Here is a 20,595-nt window from a genome sequence, read left to right as displayed (position 1 = left end):
ATCGAAAACGCCGCCGGCCCCTCTCCTGATCGGGAGGGGCCGGCAACGCGATCAATCGTTGAAGTCGATGTGCTTGTCGTAGACGATGGTGCCCTTCTCGTTCCGCACGACGTTGTAGCCGTGCAGGCCGTCGCCATTGGCGTCGAAATTATATTCGCCTTCGGCGCCGGGGAATTTCTTCAAGCCGAGAATCGCCTCACGGATCTTGGTGGGATCGGTCGAGCCGGCCTTGTTGATCGCAGCCGACAGGATGGTGAGGGCATCATAGGGCCAGGCGCTCTGATTATCGGGCGCGGTCTTGTAGGCGTCGCGATAGGCTTTGCCGAAGGCCTTCGACGCATCGCTGGAATCTTCCGCATAGTCTGCGACGCCGTAGGTGCCGAACAGCGCCGGACCTGCGAGCTTGGTGGAGGACACCGCAACGACCGAGGGCGAGCCGACCCAGGGAATGTTGACGCCGAGCTGGCGCAGCTGGCGGGCGAAGATGCCGAGATCGTTTTCGAAGGTGAAGTAAGTACCGAGCACATCCGCGCCGGACTGTTTCACGGCCAGCACGACCGGGGTAAAATCCTGGCTCTGATTGGCGTAGCCCTGATCGAGCACCGCGGGCGTGCCAAGTTTTGTCAGTGCGTCGGCGAGCGCCTTGCCGCCCGCCGTGCCGAACGCATCGGTCGAATGCACGATTGCCCATTTCTTCTTGCCGAGCGTGTTGACGCCGTAATCGGCGATGACGCGGCCGGAATAGCTGTCATTGGGACGGAAGCGAAACAGCCATTGATTGCCCATGTGAGTGAGCGCTGGATCGGTGCCGCCAATCATCACCGGCTTGCCGAGTTTCAAAACGTCGGGCGCCATCGCATGCACCTGGGTCGAGCGGATCGAGCCGAGGAACGCAACGATGTCCGGCTGCGCGGCCAGCTTGGAAAACGCCAGCACGATGCCGGGATTGGTGGTCTGGTCGTCTTCGGTCACCAGTTCTACCTGCTTGCCGAGCACGCCACCGGCCTTGTTGACGGCGGCCAATGCGAGCTTGGCTCCGTTCTGCGCCCAAAGCCCCTGCTCCGCCGCCGGACCCGTCACCGGCACGCACATGCCGATCTTGATGGTCGCGGCTTGGGCACGGGCGCTACTGATCACGTAGGGTGCGGTAATACCAACGGCCAAACCAGCCGCAAAATCGCGTCGCGTAAGCTTCATCCAATCCTCCCTGAGGCCGGGCTTCATTGTCGGCCTTTCTTGATGTTTGCAGTCCAAGAGGACGCGACACCGTTGGCGTATCTACGGCCTGTCACGCCAAGAGTAAATTGATATCGCATCGATTTCGGTGTTGGCGCGGCTTGCTTTAGTCAAATTGATGAGCCGTTGTTTGCTTAAACGCTAAGCAGAGACCCGAGCTATGCGGCGCGCTCGCGGCATCATGCAAATTTGCGGTTACTGGCCCGTCTCCGAGGCTGCTCCGTCGCCCGGCAGCTCCGACAAGCTGCGCTCCAGCTCATGCAGCATCGCCTGCAGTCGGGCGAGCTTGCGCGCGCCATAGCGGCGGGTGATGGCCGAATAGATCGCTTCCGACGACGGCGCCACCGTCTCCATCAGCCTGAAACCCTTGGCCGAGATCGATACCAGGCCGCGGCGCAGATCGGCCTTTGCGACCTTCCGTTCGATCAGGTTGCGTGCCTCCAGATCGCGCAGGATTCGGGAAAGGCTTGGGGCGAGCAAAAAGGCAGTGCGCGCGAGTTCCGTCACCTCGATCATCTCGACGGAAGCCAGCGCCCGCAAAATCCGCCATTGCTGCTCGGTCAGGCCGTGATCCCTGAGCGAGGCCCGGAAATGCCGCATCACCGCCTCGCGCGCGCGCAACAGCGACATCGGAAGCGAGCGCGAGAATTCGCGCATCGGTACCCGCCGAGCCCCGATCTTGGCCCTGGCCTTGCCGGGCGATTTCTTCCGCACCATGGTCGATCTTCCGGGCATCGATCGTGTCAGAGGTTTTGCGCTGCAACAAACGCCAATTCGGTTTGATCGGTTTCACTTAACATGTTAACCAGATTTCGACACCTGCTTTTCTCGCGGATCACGCATGGCCCTCTCCACATCAGAAATCCGCGCCGCCGCCGAGCGGCTGCATCAGGCCGAGAAGACGAGAAAGCAGATCCGGCAATTGTCGCTGGAATTTCCCGCGATCACCATCGCGGACGCCTATGCGATCCAGAAGGCCTGGATCGAGATCAAGCTCGCCGAAGGGCGCGTCGTCAGGGGCCACAAGATCGGCCTGACCTCGAAGGCGATGCAGAGCGCGCTCCTGATCGACGAGCCGGATTCCGGCGTGCTGCTCGACGACATGTTCTTCGCCGATGGCGGGCTGGTGCCAAGCGACCGTTTCATCGGCACGCGGGTCGAGGCCGAGCTCGCGTTCATCATGAAGTCCCGGCTTTCCGGGCCCGGCTGCACCATGTTCGACGTGCTGAACGCGACGGATTTCGTGGTGCCGGCGCTGGAAATCCTCGACACAAGGATCGAACGGGTCGATCCCGTGACGAAATCGACGCGAAAAATATTCGATACCATCGCCGACAACGCAGCCAATGCCGGCATCGTGCTCGGCGGTCGGCCGCTGCGGCCGCTGGATGCCGACCTGCGCTGGATCGGCGCCTTGTGCTATCGTAACGGCCAGTTGGAGGAAACCGGGCTTGCCGCCGGCGTGCTCAACCATCCGGCAACCAGCGTGGCCTGGCTCGCCAACAAGATCGCACCCAACGGGCTTGCGCTGGAGCCCGGCCAGGTGGTGCTGGCGGGATCGTTCATTCGCCCGATCGAGACCCGCAAGGGCGACACGATCCAGGCCGATTACGGACCGTACGGCTCGGTCAGTTGCTATTTCGCCTGATGTCGTCCTGAAAGAAAAAAGGGAGGCCGCACATGCCGCATTTCACCATCGAATATTCCGCCAATCTCGAGGCCCGCGTCGATATAGGTGAAGTCGTCGAGGTCGTCCGCAAGGCGGCGCTGGAGACCGGGATTTTTCCGATCGGCGGCACGCGCGTTCGCGCCATCCGCTGCGAGCACTACGGCATTGCCGACGGCAATCCGCAGTTCGCCTTCCTCGCGATGCTGCTGCGGCTTGGCGAGGGCCGCGATCTTGCGACCCGCAAGAAGGCCGGCGAGCATGTCTTCAAGGCGCTCTCGAGCTATCTCGACCCGGTTTTCGCCAACAGCCAGTTCGCGCTGTCGTTCGACGTCCAGATCAACGACAAGGAGATGAGCTGGAAGCGCAACAACATCCACGAAGCGTTGAAGGCAGAGGCCGTCCATGGATAAGGTCACGCCGAAATCCGAGCTGTTCAAGGCCAATCTCGACCGTGCCGCGCCGTTACTGAAGAAATTGCGGGCCGACGGCATCGGGCACATGATCGACGGCAAGGTGGTGGCGTCGATCTCCGGCGATACCTTCGAGACCAGATCGCCGATCGATGGCTCGGTACTGGCTGCGGTGGCGCGCGGCGGCGCGGAGGATATCGACCGCGCCGCGACCGCGGCGGCGCTCGCTTTCAGGGCTTGGCGCGATATGTCGGCAGCGATGCGCAAGAAATTGCTGCATCGGGTGGCGGACGCCATCGAGGACCGCGCCGACGACATCGCCGTGCTCGAATGCATCGACACCGGCCAGGCGCATCGCTTCATGGCCAAAGCCGCGATCAGGGCAGCGGAAAATTTCCGCTTCTTCGCCGACAAATGCGCCGATGCCCGCGACGGCCAGAACATGCCGAGCGAGGAGCACTGGAATGTGTCGACGCGGGTGCCGATCGGCCCGGTCGGCGTGATCACGCCGTGGAATACGCCGTTCATGCTGTCGACCTGGAAGATTGCCCCGGCGCTCGCCGCCGGCTGCACCGTCGTGCACAAGCCGGCCGAATGGTCGCCGGTCACAGCCGATCTCCTCGCGCAACTGGTCAAGCAGGCCGGCGTGCCTGATGGCGTGCTGAACACCGTGCACGGTATTGGCGAAGAAGCCGGCAAGGCGCTGACCGAGCATCCCGCCATCAAGGCGATCGGCTTTGTCGGAGAAAGTGCGACGGGTTCGGCGATCATGGCGCAGGGTGCGCCGACCCTGAAACGCGTGCATTTCGAGCTCGGCGGCAAGAACCCCGTGATCGTGTTCGACGACGCCGATCTCGACCGCGCGCTCGATGCGGTGGTGTTCATGATCTACTCGCTCAACGGCGAGCGCTGCACCTCGTCGAGCCGATTGCTGATTCAGCAAGGCATCGCCGAAAAATTCGTCGAAAAGCTCGCCGCGCGGGTCAAGGCGCTGAAAGTCGGCCATCCGCTCGATCCCGCAACCGAGATCGGGCCGCTGATTCACGAGCGCCATCTGGCCAAGGTCTGCGCCTATTTCGATGTCGCTCGCCAGGATGGCGCCGTCATCGCGGTCGGCGGCAGGCCGCATGACGGCCCCGGCGGCGGGCATTATGTGCAGCCGACGCTGGTCACCGGCGCGCACGCCAAAATGCGCATCGCGCAGGAGGAGGTGTTCGGCCCGTTCCTGACGGTGATTCCCTTCCGTGACGAGAACGACGCCATCGAAATCGCCAACGACGTGAAATACGGCCTCACCGGCTATGTCTGGACATCAGACATGGGCCGCGCGCTGCGCGTGGCGGACGCATTGGAGGCCGGCATGATCTGGCTGAATTCCGAGAACGTCCGCCATCTGCCGACGCCGTTCGGCGGCATGAAATCCTCCGGCATCGGCCGCGACGGCGGCGATTATTCATTCGACTTCTACATGGAAACCAAGCACGTCTCGCTGGCGAGGGGGACGCACAAGATTCAGAAGCTGGGAGTATAACCCTCAGCCGTCATTGCGAGGAGCGCTTGCGACGAAGCAATCCATCTCTGACTATCAAGAAAGATGGATTGCTTCGCTTCGCTCGCAATGACGGAGTAATTGTCTACCAATTCGCCAAGGACACCTGATGCCCGTTCCGAAACACGTCTTCGATCCGCCGTTCAACATCGTGCGCTGCAGCCATGTCGTGCTCGACGTGATCGACCTCAATGCCAGTCGCGAGTTCTACGAAAACACGGTCGGCCTCCATGTCGAGGATCGCGACGACAAGGCCGTGTATTTGCGCGGCAGCGAGGAGCACCAGCATCATTCGATGGTGCTCCGCAAGGCGGCAACGGCGGCCTGCAACCGGCTGGGTTTCAAGGTCGGCAACGAAGGCGACCTCGACAAGGCAGCCGCGTTCTTTTCGGAAAACGGCATCGCCTATGCGTTTGCGGAAGCGCCGTTCCAGGGTCGCACCCTGCAATTCACCGATCCCTTCGGCTTCCAGATCGAACTCTACGCCACGATGGAGAAGCGCCCGCATCTCTTGCGCCGTTACGACCTCTACAAGGGCTGCCATCCGCAGCGGCTCGACCATTTCAACGTGTTCGCGGCCGAAGTGCAGGACACGCTCGATTTTTACGCGCGGCTGGGCTTTCGGCTGACCGAATATGGCGAGGAGGACGGCCCGAACGGGCGCATCGCCGCGGCATGGCTTCACCGCAAGGGCAATGTGCACGACTTTGCCATCACCAATGGAAAAGGTCCTCGCCTGCACCATTTCGCCTATTGGGTGCCGACCGCGATGAACATCCTGCACCTCTGCGACGTGATGGCCTCCAGCGGCTTCCTCAGGAATATCGAGCGCGGGCCCGGACGCCACGGCATTTCCAATGCGTTCTTCCTTTATATCCGCGATCCCGACGGCCACCGGCTCGAGCTCTACACCAGCGACTATTTTACCGGCGACCACGATCACGAGCCGCTGCGCTGGTCGCTGAAGGATCCGCGGCGGCAGACGCTGTGGGGGGCGCCGGCGCCGCGCTCCTGGTTCGAGCAGGGATCGCCGTTTGTCGGACAGGCCATCCGCGAGCCGCTGTTCGTCGCCGATGTCACGATCGCGGATTAGCATGCGCCGTTTCAACGTCATCCATCGGGGGGTTCATGAATACGCCTTGGCCCACGGCAGCAGCATTGATGCTGGCTTTGGTGCTTGTCATGCCATCCGCTGACCTGAAGGCCGCCGAACTCAAGGTGCTGGCTGGCGGTTCCCTGACCGGCTCGTTCGGCGAACTCGCGCCATCATTCGAGAAGGCCACCGGACACAAGCTCGTCATTCACTTCGATTCCACGCCCAATCTGATCAAGCAGGTGACCTCAGGCGCGCCGTTCGACCTCGCGGTCGTGCCGGTCGACGTCTACAAGGACGCCGCGGCCAAAGCCCGCTTCGCAGGCGGACCCACCATCGAGATCGCCCGCGCCGGTTATGGCGTCATCGTTCGCGCCGGCGCGCCGAAACCCGATATCGGCACGCCGGAGGCGTTCAAGAAGGCGCTGCTCGATGCGTCATCGATCGCCTTCGTGCCGGAGAGCGCGGCCGGCGCTTATATTCTCAAGACGTTCGAACGGCTCGGCATCACTGAGACCATGAAAGCCAGGACCAAGGCGCAGGCCATGCCGACGCAGATCGCGCCGGCCGTCGCCAGAGGCGATGCCGAACTCGGCATATTTGTCGTCAATGTGCTGGTCGCGCCCGGCGTGGAGCTTGCCGGCGCATTCCCTCCCGAACTGCAGCAGGAGCTGGTTTTCAGCGCCGCCATTGCCTCCGACGCCAAGAAAGCCGACGCCGCCAGGGCATTCATCGACTATCTGAAGACTCCCGCAGCAATCGCCATCATCAAGGCCAAGGGCATGACGCCCGGCTGATCTGGATATCCCATGACCGCACCCCGCCTCGCCACCTTTGCCGTCGACGGCTCGACCCGATACGGCGCCGTCATCGACGGCGGAATCGTCGATCTCTCCGCGCGCCATGGGAAGGATTATCCCACGCTACGCGAAGTCATCGCCGCCGGTGCACTCACAAAGCTTGCGGAGGACGCAGTCGGGCGTTCGCCGGACCATGCGCTGGACGCCATCACCTGGCTGCCGCCAATTCCCGCGCCGGAAAAGATCATCTGCATCGGCGTCAACTATCCCGACCGCAACGCCGAATACAAGGACGGCCAGGACGCCCCGAAATATCCGAGCATGTTCCTGCGCATGCCGCGCTCCTTCGTCGGCCACAATACGCCGCTGGTGCGCCCGCGCGCGTCACACCAACTCGATTACGAGGGCGAAGTGGTGCTGGTGATCGGCAAGGCCGGCCGACATATTCCCGAAAGCACGGCGCCCGATCACATCGCCGCGGTGACGCTGTGCAACGAGGGCACCATCCGCGACTGGGTGCGGCATGCCAAATTCAATGTCACGCAGGGCAAGAATTTCGAATCGACCGGCAGCCTCGGCCCCTGGCTCGTGCCCTACACGGATGAGAAGCAGATCGCCGACATCAGGCTGACGACGCGGGTCAATGGCGAGATGCGGCAGGACGACCGTACCTCGCGGCTGATTTTCGGCTTCCGCTATCTCCTCAACTACATCTCGACCTTTACCACACTGGTTCCCGGCGACGTCATCGTCACGGGAACGCCGACGGGGGCCGGCGCGCGGTTCGATCCGCCGCGCTATTTGAAACCCGGCGATGTCGTCGAGGTCGAGGCCGAGGGCGTCGGCGTGTTGCGCAACGGCGTGGTCGACGAAGCAATCAATAATCTCTTGGCAAGCGAGGCGAAAAACCGATGACAGTGAGTACCGGCGGCGAAGCCATTGTCTCGGGCCTGGTCGCGCACGGCGTCGACACCGTGTTCGGCCTGCCCGGCGCGCAGATCTACGGCCTGTTCGACGCGTTTCAGCAGGCGCAATTGAAGGTGATCGGCGCGCGCCACGAGCAGGCCTGCGGCTACATGGCCTATGGCTATGCGCGATCGAGCGGCCGCCCCGGCGTGTTCAGCGTGGTGCCCGGCCCAGGCGTGCTCAACGCAGGGGCTGCCATGCTCACCGCATTCGGATCCAACGAGCCGGTGCTGTGCCTGACCGGACAGGTGCCGACGACATTTCTCGGCAAGGGTCGCGGCCATCTGCACGAAATGCCGGACCAACTCGCGACGCTGCGCACCTTCGTGAAATGGGCCGAGCGCATCGAATACCCCGATAACGCGCCGGCGATGGTTTCGCGTGCGTTCCAGGAGATGATGTCGGGCCGGCGCGGGCCGGTTGCGCTGGAAATGCCGTGGGATGTGTTCACCCAGCGCGCCGAGGTCGGTACCGCCAAGGTGTTTGATCCCTTCCCTGCCCCGCGGCCCGATCCGGACCGGATCAAGTCGGCCGCCGCCCTGATCGTCGGCAGTAAGCGGCCAATGATCTTTGTCGGCAGCGGCGCCATCCACGCGCGCGAGGAAATCCTCGAACTGGCGGAGTTGATCGACGCGCCGGTGGTGGCGTTCCGCAGCGGCCGCGGCATCGTCTCCAACGCCCATGAACTCGGGCTGACGATGGCCGCGGCGTATCGGCTGTGGCCGACGACCGACCTGATGATCGGGATCGGCACCCGGCTGGAATTGCCGACGATGTCACGCTGGCCGTTCCGGCCCGATGGGCTGAAATCCGTCCGCATCGACATCGATCCGGTGGAAATACGCAGGTTCACGCCTGACGTCGCCGTGATCGCCGATGCGCGCGCGGGCACACGCGAGCTGCGCGCCGCCGTCAACAAGGCCGGCTACAAGAAGACCAGCGGCCGCCGTGCCGCGATCCGCGAGGCTTCAGCAGCGGCGCTGCAGGAGATCCAGAAGGTGCAGCCGCAAATGGCGTATCTCAATATCCTGCGCGAGGTGCTGCCGGATGATGCGATCGTCACCGACGAATTGTCGCAGGTCGGCTTCGCCTCCTGGTACGGCTTCCCGATCTTTAAGCCGCGCACGTTCATCACGTCGGGCTATCAGGGGACGCTCGGCTCGGGCTTTCCCACCGCGCTCGGCGCCAAGGTGGCCAATCCGGACAAGCCGGTGGTCGCGATAACCGGCGACGGCGGTTTCATGTTCGGCGTGCAGGAACTGGCGACCGCGGTGCAGTTCAACATCGGCGTGGTGACGCTGGTCTTCAACAACAACGCCTATGGCAATGTGCGGCGCGACCAGATGCAGCGATTCGACGGCCGGGTGGTCGCCTCCGATCTGGTCAATCCGGATTTCGTGAAACTTGCGGAGTCTTTTGGGGTTGGCGCTTCGCGCGTAACCTCGCCCGATACATTCCGCGCCGCGCTGGAAAAGGCGCTGGCCCATGGCGGGCCGTATCTGGTCGATATCGAGGTCCCGAAGGATTCGGAGGTGACGCCGTGGACGTTCATCCATCCGGCGAAGCCGTAGGTCTCTCGCCGTCATTCCGGGGCGCGTCGAAGACGCGAACCCGGAATCTCGAGATTCCGGGTTCGATGCTTCGCATCGCCCCGGAATGACCTTTAAACCGCACGTGCCTTCGCCACCCTCTCCTGCACCCGCGAAGCCGCGATCACCAGAAGTCCCGCACCGGCAACCGACCAGCACGCCACCGGCGCCCAGTGCAGCAGCGGCGCATAGTCGGGGAGTTTCTGCAAACCGCCGGCGACCGCCGCCATCCGCGCAAAGGTCGCCAGCGCCAATGCCGAGAACACCAAACCTACCACCTTGCCTTCCGCGCCGGAATCCCCGATTGCCAGCGCCGCGGAAATCGCGCTCATCAGCATGCAGCCCCAGGCCGCGCCGGCGATGAACTGCGTCACGATCTCGGTGTTGAGATCGCCCGCGAGTTCGGCACCGAGCACCGCGAGCGCGCCCAACAGGCCTGCGGCGCCCATCACAACCAGGCCGCCGCGGTGCTTGGTCACCACGCTTGCCGGAAACATCGCGATATTGAAACCGATCCAGAACACCGGCATCAGCCATTGCAGATCGTCTGACTTTGCGAAGCGCAGGAAGAACGGCGCGCTGTTGATGGAAAAATGCAGCTGATAGCCGAGCGCGAGAATGACCATCGAACCGATGAAGATCACCGGCATCCTGCCGAGCGGCTTTGCCGCCTGTGTTGGCTCATGCGGCGTTGAGGCGTCGCGCGTCAGATCGCGCTCGACCCTCGATAAGGCCAGCGCCGTGATCAACAGCACCACGCTGGAAATCACAAACGGCAGCCGCGCATCCTGCTTGGCCAACACCACGCCGAGATAGGGCGACACCGCACCGGCGAGGCCGTAGCCGAGCATCGCGAGCGCCGCCAGGAACGGCACCCGTGGCTTGGCGCGATGCCTGCCCAATAGTGTCAGCGGCGGCGCACGCAGCGCCGATGAGGTGGCGGCCCAGATCACGATCAGGGCGATGAACCAGACTTGCGCGCCCGCCCCGGTGCCGGCCACGAACGGCAGCGCGACAAAAGCGAGGCAGGAGATCGCGGTCAGAACGCCGACGAACAGCCCGAGCCGCCCGACCATGCGAGAAATCCGGTCGGCGGCGATCCCCATCGCGGTATCGGTAATAGTGAAGATCGCCTGGTCCAGCATCAGGATCAGGATCACCGACGACGGCGCGATCCCGACTTCGGCCGCAAGTCTCGGCAGGTAGATGACATAGGTGGTCCAGCCGAGCGTGAACACCAGTTGCAGGATCGCGAGATAGACGCCGGTACGATCGGCGCTTGCAGCACTCGCGTTCGCTGACAGTTCTGGCGTGCTCATCCTGGACCTCGGCCCGCGAAGCATAGCCAGAGGCGGCCCGGATGGAAAGCGCGCCTCAGAGCGCCCTGCGAAACGTCAGATTGATGCGTTGCCGGCCGAGGATGGCGTGCTCGCCGTCGGCGAGCGGCGCGACGCCGTGAAAGAAAAGCCGCGTCGGGCCGCCCCACACCACAATATCGCCGTGCTCGAGCCGGAAGCGGCGGGGCTTGTCGCTGCGCTTCAGGCCGCCGAACAGAAAGATCGCAGGCAGGCCCAGCGAGACCGAGACGATTGGCGCAGCAAAATCCTGCTCGTCCTTGTCCTGATGCAGCGACATTTTTGCGCCGGGCTGATAGCGATTGACCAGGCACGCATCCGGCGAAAAGCCGGCATACCCCGCACGATCGGCGGCCTGTTCCGCCAGCGCGCGAAACGATGGCGGCATCGCCGGCCATGGTTTTCCGGTCAGAGGATCGATCCCATCATAGCGATAGCCGGCGCGATCGGTGACCCAGCCAAAGCTGCCGCAATTGGTCATCGCCACCGACATCGCGTAGCCGCCCGGCGTCACCATATGGCGAAATGGCGCTTGCTGCGCGATATCGCGCAGGGCCGCGATCAGTTCGTTCTCGATCGGCCGCGCGAACCCGCGCAGCAGCACGGCGCCCTCCGCGATGGTCTCTTGCGACCGGCTGGCGTCGGCAACGCTTTCAAAGAGATCGGCAGTCAACGGGCCCGCACTCACTTCGCGTCGTGAAAGATCACACCGATTGTATGGCGGTGGCCGGAGCGAATCCGGCTGACGCCGTGGCGCAGGTTAACCCGATAGGTTCCCCGCGTCCCCGCGACCGGCCTGACATGCACTGCAAAAGCCACCGCGTCACCTTGGCCGAGCGGCACCACCTCGGGCCGCGATTGCATGCGCGGCCGCTGCTCGGTCAGCACGAATTCGCCGCCGGTGAAATCGCGGCCAGGTTCCGACAACAGGATCGCGACCTGCAGCGGGAATACGTGTTCGCCATAGAGGTCCTGATGCAGGCAGTTGTAATCGCCCTCACCGTATTGCAAGAGCAGCGGCGTCGGCCGGTCCTGGCCGGCGGCATGGCAGCGCTTCAGGAACGCGCCATGGGTTTCCGGATAGCGGATGTCGATCCCCATCGCCTCGTTCCAGCGATTGGCGACCTCGCGAAGCCGCCCATACAGCTTCGGCCGCATTTCCGCGATCAGGGATGGGAGCGGATAGGAAAAATATTTGTACTCGCCGCGGCCAAAACCGTGGCGACCCATCACGATCCGGCTGCGGAAATGCCGGTCGTCGGGATAGAGCGCCGCGAGCGCGCGGCATTCATCTGGGGACAACAAGCCTTTAAACACGGCGCAACCTTGAGCGTCGAGCTCGCGGGCGACCTGCGGCCAGTCGATGGCCTCGACGCGCGCGGAGATGTCGGAGGGAAAGGCAGATTGGATTTTTGCGGCTGATTTCATAACGCGATTTTCGCAAATCAATGGGTCCTGCACCACCCGATTTCCGGGCAGTCTTCACCTCTCCCGCTTACGGGGGAGCAAAGGCCGCCTTCGGCGGCCGTCCTTAGATAAGAACGCCGAAGCGGAGCTTCGGCTATGGCGCTCATAGAGCGCGGCGGGTGGGGGCTTTCACCACGCACCGGAATTCTCGTCGGGTACCCCCACCCCGGCCCTCCCCCGCGAAGAGCGGGAGAGGGGGAACAGCCGCCGCGGTCCAATCTCGCTAGCCCAGCACCGGCAATTCGATCACATCATAGCCGTGCCGTATCGTTCGCTTCAGCACCGGATCCTCCAGCTCGAATTCGAACCGGCTTGCCGGGCGGATGCCGCCTTTTGCCGCGAAGGTGCCGCCGAACATCGCGCAGCCATCGGGCAGACGCGTATCGCCGAAGCAACCCCTGATCAGTTGCTCGACCGGCAGCATATGATCCAGCGTGCCCTCCTGGTACAGCACACGCGCGCCGCCGATAAGAGCATACGCGCGCAGAATCATCCGATCCCAATGGCCGATGACGTCCTCGATTTCCCACAGCACCGGCGCCACCACCTTGTCGCACATCTGCTTCGACACGGTGACGCTGTAGCTCTCGACCTTGCGGTCGGTGTGATCGGAGCCGGCGCCGACGAAGATGCGGCCCTGCCAGCCGATCAGCACGAATTCGACCTCGCCGCTGGAATCGCCGCCGCTGACTTCGATGGAGTCTTCAGTGGTCAGCCGCCGCGCCGAGACGCGATAGTAGACCGGCACGGTCGGCGGCCGCGTGATGCCGAGCGCCTCGAGTTCGGCGATGTGCCTGTCGCGCGCCACGGGATCGCGGCCGGTCCAGCCCGCGATCACGGCCTGATCGATCGCCAGCGTCAGCGGGGTGGTGGTGTCCTGGGCATCGACGGTAAAAGCGAGATCAAACACGGATCGCCTCCTCCATTCCGGCGGCGAGTTCAAGGATACGGCGGTCGGCGCCACCCGATGACGCCAGCATCAGTCCGACCGGCACCTCGCCCTCGCGGTGGCAGGGCAGCGAAATCGCGCAGCCGTCGATCATGTTGATCAGGGTGCAGTTGCGCAGCGAGCGCAGGTTTTCCCGCGCAAAAACCTTGTCGTCGGCGAGGTCGGCGATAACGGGTGGCGTGTTGGCGGTGGTCGGCATGACCAGCGCGTCATACGGCGCCAGGCGCGCGGCGGCGCGCGCGATCAGCGATTTTCGCGCCGCCAGCAGGTCGATATAGTCGGCCGCGCTGATGGCCTCGCCGCGCAGGATGCGCCCCGACACCCGTGGGTCGTAGACGTCGCCGTGGCTGGCGATGAGGTAGCGGTGCCAGGCGTAGCTTTCCGCCGCCGCAAAGCCGCCCTTGGTGTTCATCACCCCGACATCGAGGAATTCCGGCACCGCGATCCGCTCGATCAGTGCGCCCTGCCGCGACAATGTTTCCAATGCGCGCTCGAAGGTCCGCGCTACCTCATCGTCGAGTTCGTCGAGCGCGATCGTGGTCGGCACCGCCAGCCGCATACCCTTGATCGGGCGCGGCCGCAGCGGAACGATGGGCTCGCCGGCCAGCACGGCGTCGAGCACCGCGCAACAGGCGGCCGTGCGCGCCAGCGGCCCAAAACTGTCGAGCGTGAACGACAGCGGCACGCCGCCATCGAGCGGCACCCGCCGCTGCGTCGGCTTGAAGCCTGCGATGCCGTTATAGGCCGCTGGAATCCGGCACGAGCCGCCGGTATCGGTGCCGAGCGCGCCATGGGCCATGCGGTCGGCGACGGAGACCGCGGCGCCCGAGGACGAGCCGCCCGGCACATGGCCGATATCGCGATGCCACACGCTTTTCGGCGTGCCGTAATGCGGATTGATGCCGATGCCGGAATAGGCGAATTCGGTCATATTGGTGCGGCCGATCACCACGAATCCCGCCCGGCGCAACCGCGCCACCACGGGCGCATCGGCTTCCGCCGGCGCCGAATCCTCCAGCGCGCGCGAGCCGGCGCGGGTCACCTGCCCCCGGATATCGAAGAGATCCTTGATGGAAACGGGAATCCCGGCATAGCGCGACGGCGCGGCCTTGATCTCGCGCAGCCGGTCCATCGCTTCGGCGGCTTCGATGGCGGCCTCGGTGTCGAGATGAATGAAGGCGCGCTCGCCTTCGCCGCTAGCATCAGCGATCCGCTCCAGGCAGCCATCGACGATTCTGCGGGCAGAGGTGCGGCCGCTTTCGAGATCGTCGGCGAGTTGCTCAAGGGTCGGGATGTTCAGCATCGCACGCTCTCGCGGTCATGGCCGGGCATAGTAGTCTGCCTTGCGCAGACTACGTACACTTGTCTGCGCCCGGCCATCCACGTCTTTATTGCTTTTGACGTCGGAAGACGTGGATGCCCGGCACAAGGCCGGGCATGACGGGCTATTGTTCATTCTTGATCTCCAGATCGAGCAGCGCGGAACTCAGCGATTTACCATGCGCATCGAGCGCGAGCGAGCGCGTCACGCCGCCGCCGAGCGCGGCGGTCATGACGAAATTCAGTGCCGATATGTTGGGCAGCTCGTAGCGAACCACCTCGCCTTCGACCACGCCGGCAAAATGCGCTCTTACGCGCTCGCTGGTCACCTGCGCCAGCAACAATGGAAAATGCTTCTCGTCATAGGCGATGACGGAGATATTGGAGGTGTTGCCCTTGTCGCCGGTGCGAGAATGGGCGATCTCGCGCAGCTTTGTCACGTCAGCCCCCCACAAACTGGATCGAAGGTTTTGCCAGTTCACGCGGCAGCAGTACCGACGCCACCGCGACGACGTCGCGTGCCGACTTGAAAGCGCCGCCGCCCGCCGCCGGGCCATTGGTGTAGAGCGTTTCGACCTCGTTGCCGATCCTGACCGCCTCGCGCAGGTTCTCGGTGCGGCCGGCGACGCGAACGCGCACCTCGTAGGGTTCGTTCGCCTGCACGGAAACCTGCGAACCGTGCAGCGAATCGACGCCGATCAGTTCGAACCGCAACTCGCTTGCCTCAATGCCGGTCAGCTTCAGCCGCTCGCGCACGATTTCGAGCGCCAACCGCCCGCGCGCCAGCGCGCCGGGGCCGGCGTAGGAAATCTGGCCCTCGCCGATAAAACTGTCGATATAGCCGACCGAGACTTTCAGCGTGCCGGTGCGCTTGGTGCCGCGCCCGCCGCTGACGCGCACGCGGTCGGGTGCGATCTCCTCGACTTTCACTTGCGAGAAATCGGCGACCACGTCCGGCTGGATATACTGCTTTGGGTCGTGCACCTCGTAGAGCAGTTGCTCCTTGCAGGTCCGCGCCGTCACCGCGCCGCCACTGCCTTCGACCTTGGTGATGACGAGCGAACCGTCCTCGCCGACTTCGCCGATGGGAAAGCCGAGGCGCGCCAGGTCGGCAATGTCCTTGTAGGGAGGATCGGCAAAATAGCCGCCGGTGATTTGCCCGGCGCATTCCAGCAGGTGGCCTGCGACCGTGCCTTGCCCCAACAGGTTCCAGTCGTCCATGGCCCAGCCGAAGGCATGGATCATCGGCGCCAGGAACAACGCGGGATCCGACGCGCGTCCGGTGATGACGATGTCGGCGCCACCGGAAAGCGCCTGCGCCATCGGCTCGGCGCCGAGATAGGCATTGGCCGACAACAGCCGGTTGCCGAGCTGTTTGATGGTGCCGTCGAATTCCATGATTCTGAGGTCGCCGTCCTTGCAGGCGTCGAGCACGTCGTCGCCGACCACCGCGGCGATCTTGAGCTTCGACAGCCCCAGCGATTTTGCGATCTCCGCGGTTTTCCGGGCCGCGGCGAGCGGATTGGCCGCGCCCATATTGGTGACGATCTTGATGCCCTTGGCGGCGCAGACCGGCAGTACCGCCCGCATCCGTTCCTCCAGCAGCGGATCGTAGCCGCCCTCCGGGTCCTTCATGCGCGCCTGCTGCGCCAGCGCCACCGTGCGCTCGCCGAGGCATTCGAACACCAGATACTGGATGCCGCCCTTTTCGGCGAGTTCGATCGCGGGCTCGATGCGATCGCCCGAATAGCCCGCGCCTGATCCGATCCTGATCGTCCGCATCATTTCAGCCCGAAATAGGCGCGCCGCAGCGCTTCGTTGTCGGTCATCTCGGCAACCGTCCCGGAAAAGCGGATCCGTCCGCCTTCCAAAACGAACACCCGCGTGGCGACCTCGAGGAAGCCGATATTCTGCTCGGCGATCAGAAGCGCAAGCCCCCGCCCGCGCAGATCGCTCAGGATCCGGATCACCTCCTTGACGAACAGCGGGGACAGCCCGGCCGAGGGCTCATCCATCACCAGAAGTCGAGGTTCGGCGGCTAACGCCTTGGCAATGCCCAGCATCTTGCGCTGGCCTCCGGAAAGACTGGAAGCCGGCGCGCGGCGTTTTTCGCGCAAGGCCGGAAACACGCCATAGAGTTCCTGGGCGCGCGCGCCGGGATCGGCATGGCCGAGCGCTTGGGCACCGACGCGGATGTTCTCCTCGATCGAAAGGTCGGGAAACACCGCGAGTTCCGACATATAGGTCATGCCGAGCCGCATCCGGTCGCTGGAGCGCATCCGGGTCACGTCCTCGCCGGCAAGGGTGATGCTGCCGTGCCGCGCCTCGATCAGGCCGACCAGCGATTTCAGGAAGGTGGTCTTGCCGGCGCCGTTGGCGCCCAACAGCAGCACGGTTTCGCCCGCGCGCACGTCGAGATCGACGCCCCACAGCACCTGCATGGTGCCATAGCCGGCATCGACGGCATTGGCCTTCAACAGCGGGACGGCCTCAGGCGGCATGCTCGCCTCCCAGAAACACCTCGATCACCTGCGGTACTTGCACTGCGACCGCGAGCTTGCCCTCAAAAATCTCCTTGCCGGCGTTCATGACGATGACGCGATCGGTGATGTGCTCGATGAATCCCATCAGATGCTCGACCACGATGATGGCGATGCCCGATTGCGCCAGCGCCTTGATCCGCTCGGCGATCCAGTCGAGTTCCGCCGGATTGAGCCCGGCGGCGAGTTCATCGAGCAGCAGCAACCGCGGGCGGGTGGCGAGTGCGCGCACCAGATCGAGCATCTTTTGCTGGGCATTGTTGAGATCGGATGCCGGACGGTCGGCGACCTCGGCGAGGCGGTATTCGTCGAGCAATTCGGCCATATCAGGCGGCGCCACCGCGGCGCGGCCATAGGCCAGCGCGACCTCGATATTCTGGCGCACCGTCAGCGACAGGAACGGCTTTGGGATTTGAAAAGTGCGGTTGATGCCGCGATGCACCAGCCGATGCGAGGCGACCCCGCCGATCGAGCTGCCATCCAGCACCACCTCGCCGCCATCGGGCGCATAGAGCCCGGAGATCACATTGATCGCGGTGGTCTTGCCGGAGCCATTGGGACCGACCAGGCCAAGGATCTCCCCGGGCGTGACATGGAAACTCAGGCCGTCGAGTGCATAAAAGCCGCCGAAGCGTTTTGCCAGTTTTGTCACATTGAGAATGGGCGCGATTTCAGGGGACATGCCAGCCCCTGCGCGTTGCCAGTGAGACCAGGCCGGCGGGAAGAAACAGCACCAGCCCCATGATCAGCAGGCCGTAGATCAGCTGGAAATATTGCGGTGTCGTAAAACCGATCAAATTGTAGATGCCATAGAGGATGATGACGCCGACGATCGGGCCGGTAATGGTGGCGACCCCGCCGAACAGCGCGAATACGATGGCAAAGATGCTGAATTCGCCGGAAAAGACATTGTCGGGATAGAACACCGAAACATACCAGGCATAGACCCCGCCGGCGAGGCCGGCCACCAGCGCGGACGTGAGCCAGGCGATCACCCGCATCCGCACCACGTCGACACCCGCCATCGAGGCCGAGACCGCGTCTTCCCGCACCGCCTGCAGCGCAAGGCCGAAGCGGGAATTCTTCAGGAACACGACGGCCCCCAAGGTCAGCGCCAGCACGACCAGCGCGGCCGAATAGGCCAGCGTCGGGTTGAAGGTGTCGGTCAGCGACACGCCGTAGGGCCCGCGCGTGATGTTCTCCAGCGCCGGATTGGCGACGAAGTGCAGCACGGCCAGGGAAGCTGCGAGATTGGCGATGGCAAAATAGGCCCCCGACAGCCGCAGCAGCGGCGTCAGCAACAGCCCGAGCGCCACACCGACGACTCCGCCCGCCAGCACGGCGATCGCCGCGGGCGCCTGATAATGCATCACCAGGATCGCAAAGCCGTAGGCGCCGGCGCCGAAGAAGCCGACATAGCCGAACGGCAGATAGCCGGTAAAACCGTAGATGATGTTCACGCCCTGGGCGAGGATCAGGAAGATGACGAAATTGAACAGCAGCAAATGGTTCTGGTAGACGCCTGGCAGCACCGCGAACACGGCGAGCAGCGGCACGACGATGAAGAGCGTGTGTTTGAAGGCGCTAGGCAACGCGCACCCGCCTTCCCAGGATGCCGCTCGGCCGCAGCAGCAGGATGAAGATCAGCAGCACATACGGCAACAGGTCCGCCCATGAGCTGAGATAGGTCTGCACCAGCATGTAGCAGACGCCATAGACCACGCCGCCGAGCGCTGTCCCCAGGGGATTGCCGAGCGATCCCAGCACCACGATGGCAAAGGAAGTCACGGTTGCATCGGCGCCGAACGCCGGGGTCACCGATCCGAACATGAAGGGCGCGAACACGCCGGCGACCGCCGCGAGCCCGAGCCCGATGCCGAAGGCCGCGGCCGAGACCCGGTCGACATCGATGCCGGTGGCAAATGCCTCGTCGCGCCGCGACATCACGGCACGCGTTAGCGTCCCGAGCCGCGTGCGATACAGATAGACATAAACCAACGCGATCGCGATCAGGCTGGTAATGGCGGCGATCACCCAGGCGGCCGGAAATCCCTGGCCGAAGATATGGACCGGCCCGCTCGCCTCCGCCTTGCCGCCGAACAGTTTTATCCGGATGGTCGAGAACACCGTGCCGAGCGCGCGGCTCTGGATCGAGCGCTCGCTGGTGCCGAAGAAGATGGTCGTGATGGCCTCGATCACCTGCGACAACCCGAAGAACAGGATGATCGACAGCATTTCCGGATTCACCGATCCCTGCAGCCGCGGCACCAGCACCCAATAGAGCAACAGGCCGGCGGCGAGGAAGATCACGAACGCCAGTGGCACCGCGAACAAGGGATCGATGCCGGCCAGCGACACCACGCCGAAGGCGACGAAGGCGCCGAGCATCAGGAAATCGCCATGCGCCAGATTGACGATGCGCATGACGCCGAACACGAGATTGAGGCCAATCCCGACCAGGCTGAAATACAGGCCGAACAGCACGCCGGCGACGAGCGCGTAAACCAGCATCAGCGCGTCGCCCCCGGCATACCGTTTCCGATCCCAGCTCGCCTCATGGACGCGGATAGACCGGCTTGCCGGTAGCGGTTTCGTGCGGATAGACCGAGACGAACTTGATGTGCTCGTGATCGATCATGAGCTGCCCGAGCGGCGTCAATTCGCCGATCTGGCCGCCCATCTCGTCGAGCGCAAACGTGCCGTCGAGCGTCTTGAGCTGTCCGGACAGGCTGAAGGTTGCCCGCCGCAGTTCCATCTGGTCGAGGCTGGTCGCGACCGACAGCGTCTTTTCGAGCACGAGGCCCGTGGTGTAGCCGGCGACCGCGTTGAAGCCGAACTCGATCTTGCCGTCGGGGTATTTCTTGTCCCAGGCGGCTTTGTAGTCCTTCATGTTCATGCCGAAATTGACGGGATATTCGAGTTCGGAGGGCGGCACGTAGGTGTAGACATACTCCAGGCCTTTCTCGCCGACGTTCTTCTCCAGCAGCTCGGTTTCGAGCCCGGCATAGATCGAGAACATCATCTTGAACTTGACACCGACGTCCTGGACGTTGCGCAAGAAGGCGATGTCGTTCGGCGCGTAGCCGAAATGGATCACAGCGTCCGGCTCGGTGTTGGCGATGTTGTTGATGATCACGGTGTAGTTGGTGGTCTCGGTCGGGATGCCCTGGTCGTAGACGATGTCGATCGGCGCGCCGGAATCCTTCACGAATTTGCGGAAGGCGTTGGCCTGGGTTCCCGTGAATTCGTTGGTGGCGTAGAGGATCGCGATCTTCTTGATGCCAAGGCCCGGGCCGTCATGGGAGATGAAATCGGCGACCGGCTTCGGCCAGACGGTGGAGACCGGATCGGCCATCAGCGCGATATAGGGATTGTCCTTGGAAAAGAAGCTGGCGCCGGTGCCGGTCTGGTCGAACAGGAACATCTTGTGGTCCCGCGCGATCGCCACCGCGGGCGCCGTCAGAACCGAGCCGGAATCCGCGACCAGCAGATCGACCTTGTCCTGCGTGATGAGCTGGTTGTAGAGCGTAGAAGCTGTGGCCGTGTTGCTTTGATCGTCATAGGCGACGAGCTTGACGGGGATTTTCCTGTCGAACGCCTTCACATAGACCCCGCCCTCGGCATTCTTTTGCTCCGCCCAGAGCTTCAGCGC

The 20,595-nt window shown here is 63.8% G+C and carries 21 protein-coding genes; 7 read left to right on the top strand and 14 right to left on the bottom strand.

Features of this window, described 5'->3' with window-relative positions:
- Positions 1 to 51 precede the first annotated feature (51 nt).
- Positions 52 to 1,197, bottom strand: a complete 1,146-nt coding sequence (locus tag VK804_RS27255) for an ABC transporter substrate-binding protein (protein WP_325376011.1) — start codon at positions 1,195 to 1,197, stop codon at positions 52 to 54.
- A 234-nt stretch (positions 1,198 to 1,431) separates the two neighbouring features.
- Positions 1,432 to 1,953 carry a homoprotocatechuate degradation operon regulator HpaR gene (gene hpaR / locus VK804_RS27250; protein ID WP_325376010.1) on the bottom strand — a complete coding sequence of 174 codons (522 nt, stop codon included), beginning with the start codon at positions 1,951 to 1,953 and terminating at the stop codon, positions 1,432 to 1,434.
- A gap of 124 nt (positions 1,954 to 2,077) precedes the next feature.
- Here hpaR and hpaH point away from each other — a divergent pair, with 124 nt between their 5' ends.
- The 7 genes from hpaH (at position 2,078) to VK804_RS27215 (ending at position 9,294) form a co-directional block, all read left to right on the top strand.
- Positions 2,078 to 2,884: a 2-oxo-hept-4-ene-1,7-dioate hydratase gene (hpaH, locus tag VK804_RS27245; protein WP_325376008.1), complete on the top strand. Its 807-nt coding sequence runs from the start codon at positions 2,078 to 2,080 to the stop codon at positions 2,882 to 2,884.
- Between the two features lie 32 nt (positions 2,885 to 2,916).
- Positions 2,917 to 3,315, top strand: a complete 399-nt coding sequence (locus VK804_RS27240; RefSeq protein ID WP_325376006.1) for a 5-carboxymethyl-2-hydroxymuconate Delta-isomerase — start codon at positions 2,917 to 2,919, stop codon at positions 3,313 to 3,315.
- Positions 3,308 to 4,846 (top strand): 5-carboxymethyl-2-hydroxymuconate semialdehyde dehydrogenase, encoded by a 1,539-nt coding sequence (gene hpaE / locus VK804_RS27235; RefSeq protein WP_325376004.1) that lies wholly within the window; start codon positions 3,308 to 3,310, stop codon positions 4,844 to 4,846. The genes VK804_RS27240 and hpaE overlap by 8 nt, the downstream gene beginning before the upstream one ends.
- A 127-nt stretch (positions 4,847 to 4,973) precedes the next feature.
- The gene (gene hpaD, locus VK804_RS27230) at positions 4,974 to 5,957 is read left to right on the top strand and encodes a 3,4-dihydroxyphenylacetate 2,3-dioxygenase (protein WP_325376002.1); all 984 of its coding nucleotides are present in this window, start codon (positions 4,974 to 4,976) and stop codon (positions 5,955 to 5,957) included.
- An 89-nt stretch (positions 5,958 to 6,046) separates the two neighbouring features.
- Entirely contained in the window at positions 6,047 to 6,754 is a 708-nt protein-coding gene (modA, locus tag VK804_RS27225) for a molybdate ABC transporter substrate-binding protein (protein WP_325376000.1), read from the top strand.
- A 12-nt stretch (positions 6,755 to 6,766) separates the two neighbouring features.
- Positions 6,767 to 7,672: a fumarylacetoacetate hydrolase family protein gene (locus VK804_RS27220; protein WP_325375998.1), complete on the top strand. Its 906-nt coding sequence runs from the start codon at positions 6,767 to 6,769 to the stop codon at positions 7,670 to 7,672.
- Positions 7,669 to 9,294, top strand: a complete 1,626-nt coding sequence (locus VK804_RS27215; RefSeq protein ID WP_325375997.1) for a thiamine pyrophosphate-dependent enzyme — start codon at positions 7,669 to 7,671, stop codon at positions 9,292 to 9,294. Before VK804_RS27220 ends, VK804_RS27215 begins: the two co-directional genes overlap by 4 nt.
- Positions 9,295 to 9,386: 92 nt before the next feature.
- Here VK804_RS27215 and VK804_RS27210 read toward each other — a convergent pair whose 3' ends face one another.
- The 12 genes from VK804_RS27210 to VK804_RS27155 form a co-directional block, all read right to left on the bottom strand.
- Positions 9,387 to 10,631 carry an MFS transporter gene (locus VK804_RS27210; protein ID WP_325375996.1) on the bottom strand — a complete coding sequence of 415 codons (1,245 nt, stop codon included), beginning with the start codon at positions 10,629 to 10,631 and terminating at the stop codon, positions 9,387 to 9,389.
- 55 nt (positions 10,632 to 10,686) lie between these two features.
- A complete protein-coding gene (alkB, locus tag VK804_RS27205) occupies positions 10,687 to 11,340 on the bottom strand; it encodes a DNA oxidative demethylase AlkB (protein ID WP_325375994.1) in 654 nt (217 codons plus the stop codon).
- A gap of 11 nt (positions 11,341 to 11,351) precedes the next feature.
- Complete coding sequence (locus VK804_RS27200) at positions 11,352 to 12,095, bottom strand: 2OG-Fe(II) oxygenase (protein WP_325375993.1); 744 nt, start codon at positions 12,093 to 12,095, stop codon at positions 11,352 to 11,354.
- A 262-nt stretch (positions 12,096 to 12,357) separates the two neighbouring features.
- Positions 12,358 to 13,044: a DUF2848 domain-containing protein gene (locus tag VK804_RS27195; protein WP_325375991.1), complete on the bottom strand. Its 687-nt coding sequence runs from the start codon at positions 13,042 to 13,044 to the stop codon at positions 12,358 to 12,360.
- A complete protein-coding gene (locus VK804_RS27190) occupies positions 13,037 to 14,386 on the bottom strand; it encodes an amidase (protein WP_325375989.1) in 1,350 nt (449 codons plus the stop codon). Before VK804_RS27190 ends, VK804_RS27195 begins: the two co-directional genes overlap by 8 nt.
- A 142-nt stretch (positions 14,387 to 14,528) precedes the next feature.
- Entirely contained in the window at positions 14,529 to 14,843 is a 315-nt protein-coding gene (locus tag VK804_RS27185; protein ID WP_325375987.1) for an AtuA-related protein, read from the bottom strand.
- Position 14,844: 1 nt separating this feature from the next.
- The gene (locus VK804_RS27180) at positions 14,845 to 16,185 is read right to left on the bottom strand and encodes an acyclic terpene utilization AtuA family protein (RefSeq protein WP_325375985.1); all 1,341 of its coding nucleotides are present in this window, start codon (positions 16,183 to 16,185) and stop codon (positions 14,845 to 14,847) included.
- Complete coding sequence (locus tag VK804_RS27175; RefSeq protein WP_325375983.1) at positions 16,185 to 16,904, bottom strand: ABC transporter ATP-binding protein; 720 nt, start codon at positions 16,902 to 16,904, stop codon at positions 16,185 to 16,187. The genes VK804_RS27180 and VK804_RS27175 overlap by 1 nt, the downstream gene beginning before the upstream one ends.
- The gene (locus VK804_RS27170) at positions 16,894 to 17,625 is read right to left on the bottom strand and encodes an ABC transporter ATP-binding protein (RefSeq protein WP_325375981.1); all 732 of its coding nucleotides are present in this window, start codon (positions 17,623 to 17,625) and stop codon (positions 16,894 to 16,896) included. The genes VK804_RS27175 and VK804_RS27170 overlap by 11 nt, the downstream gene beginning before the upstream one ends.
- The gene (locus VK804_RS27165) at positions 17,615 to 18,535 is read right to left on the bottom strand and encodes a branched-chain amino acid ABC transporter permease (protein WP_325375979.1); all 921 of its coding nucleotides are present in this window, start codon (positions 18,533 to 18,535) and stop codon (positions 17,615 to 17,617) included. Before VK804_RS27165 ends, VK804_RS27170 begins: the two co-directional genes overlap by 11 nt.
- Positions 18,528 to 19,454: a branched-chain amino acid ABC transporter permease gene (locus VK804_RS27160; protein WP_325375977.1), complete on the bottom strand. Its 927-nt coding sequence runs from the start codon at positions 19,452 to 19,454 to the stop codon at positions 18,528 to 18,530. The genes VK804_RS27165 and VK804_RS27160 overlap by 8 nt, the downstream gene beginning before the upstream one ends.
- A gap of 43 nt (positions 19,455 to 19,497) precedes the next feature.
- The coding region (locus tag VK804_RS27155; protein ID WP_325375975.1) for an ABC transporter substrate-binding protein at positions 19,498 to 20,595 on the bottom strand (1,098 nt) is incomplete at its 5' end.

The organism is Bradyrhizobium sp. (assembly GCF_035484855.1).
Classification (GTDB): Bacteria; Pseudomonadota; Alphaproteobacteria; order Rhizobiales; family Xanthobacteraceae; genus Bradyrhizobium.
This window is presented reverse-complemented; position numbering and strand designations above follow the sequence as displayed.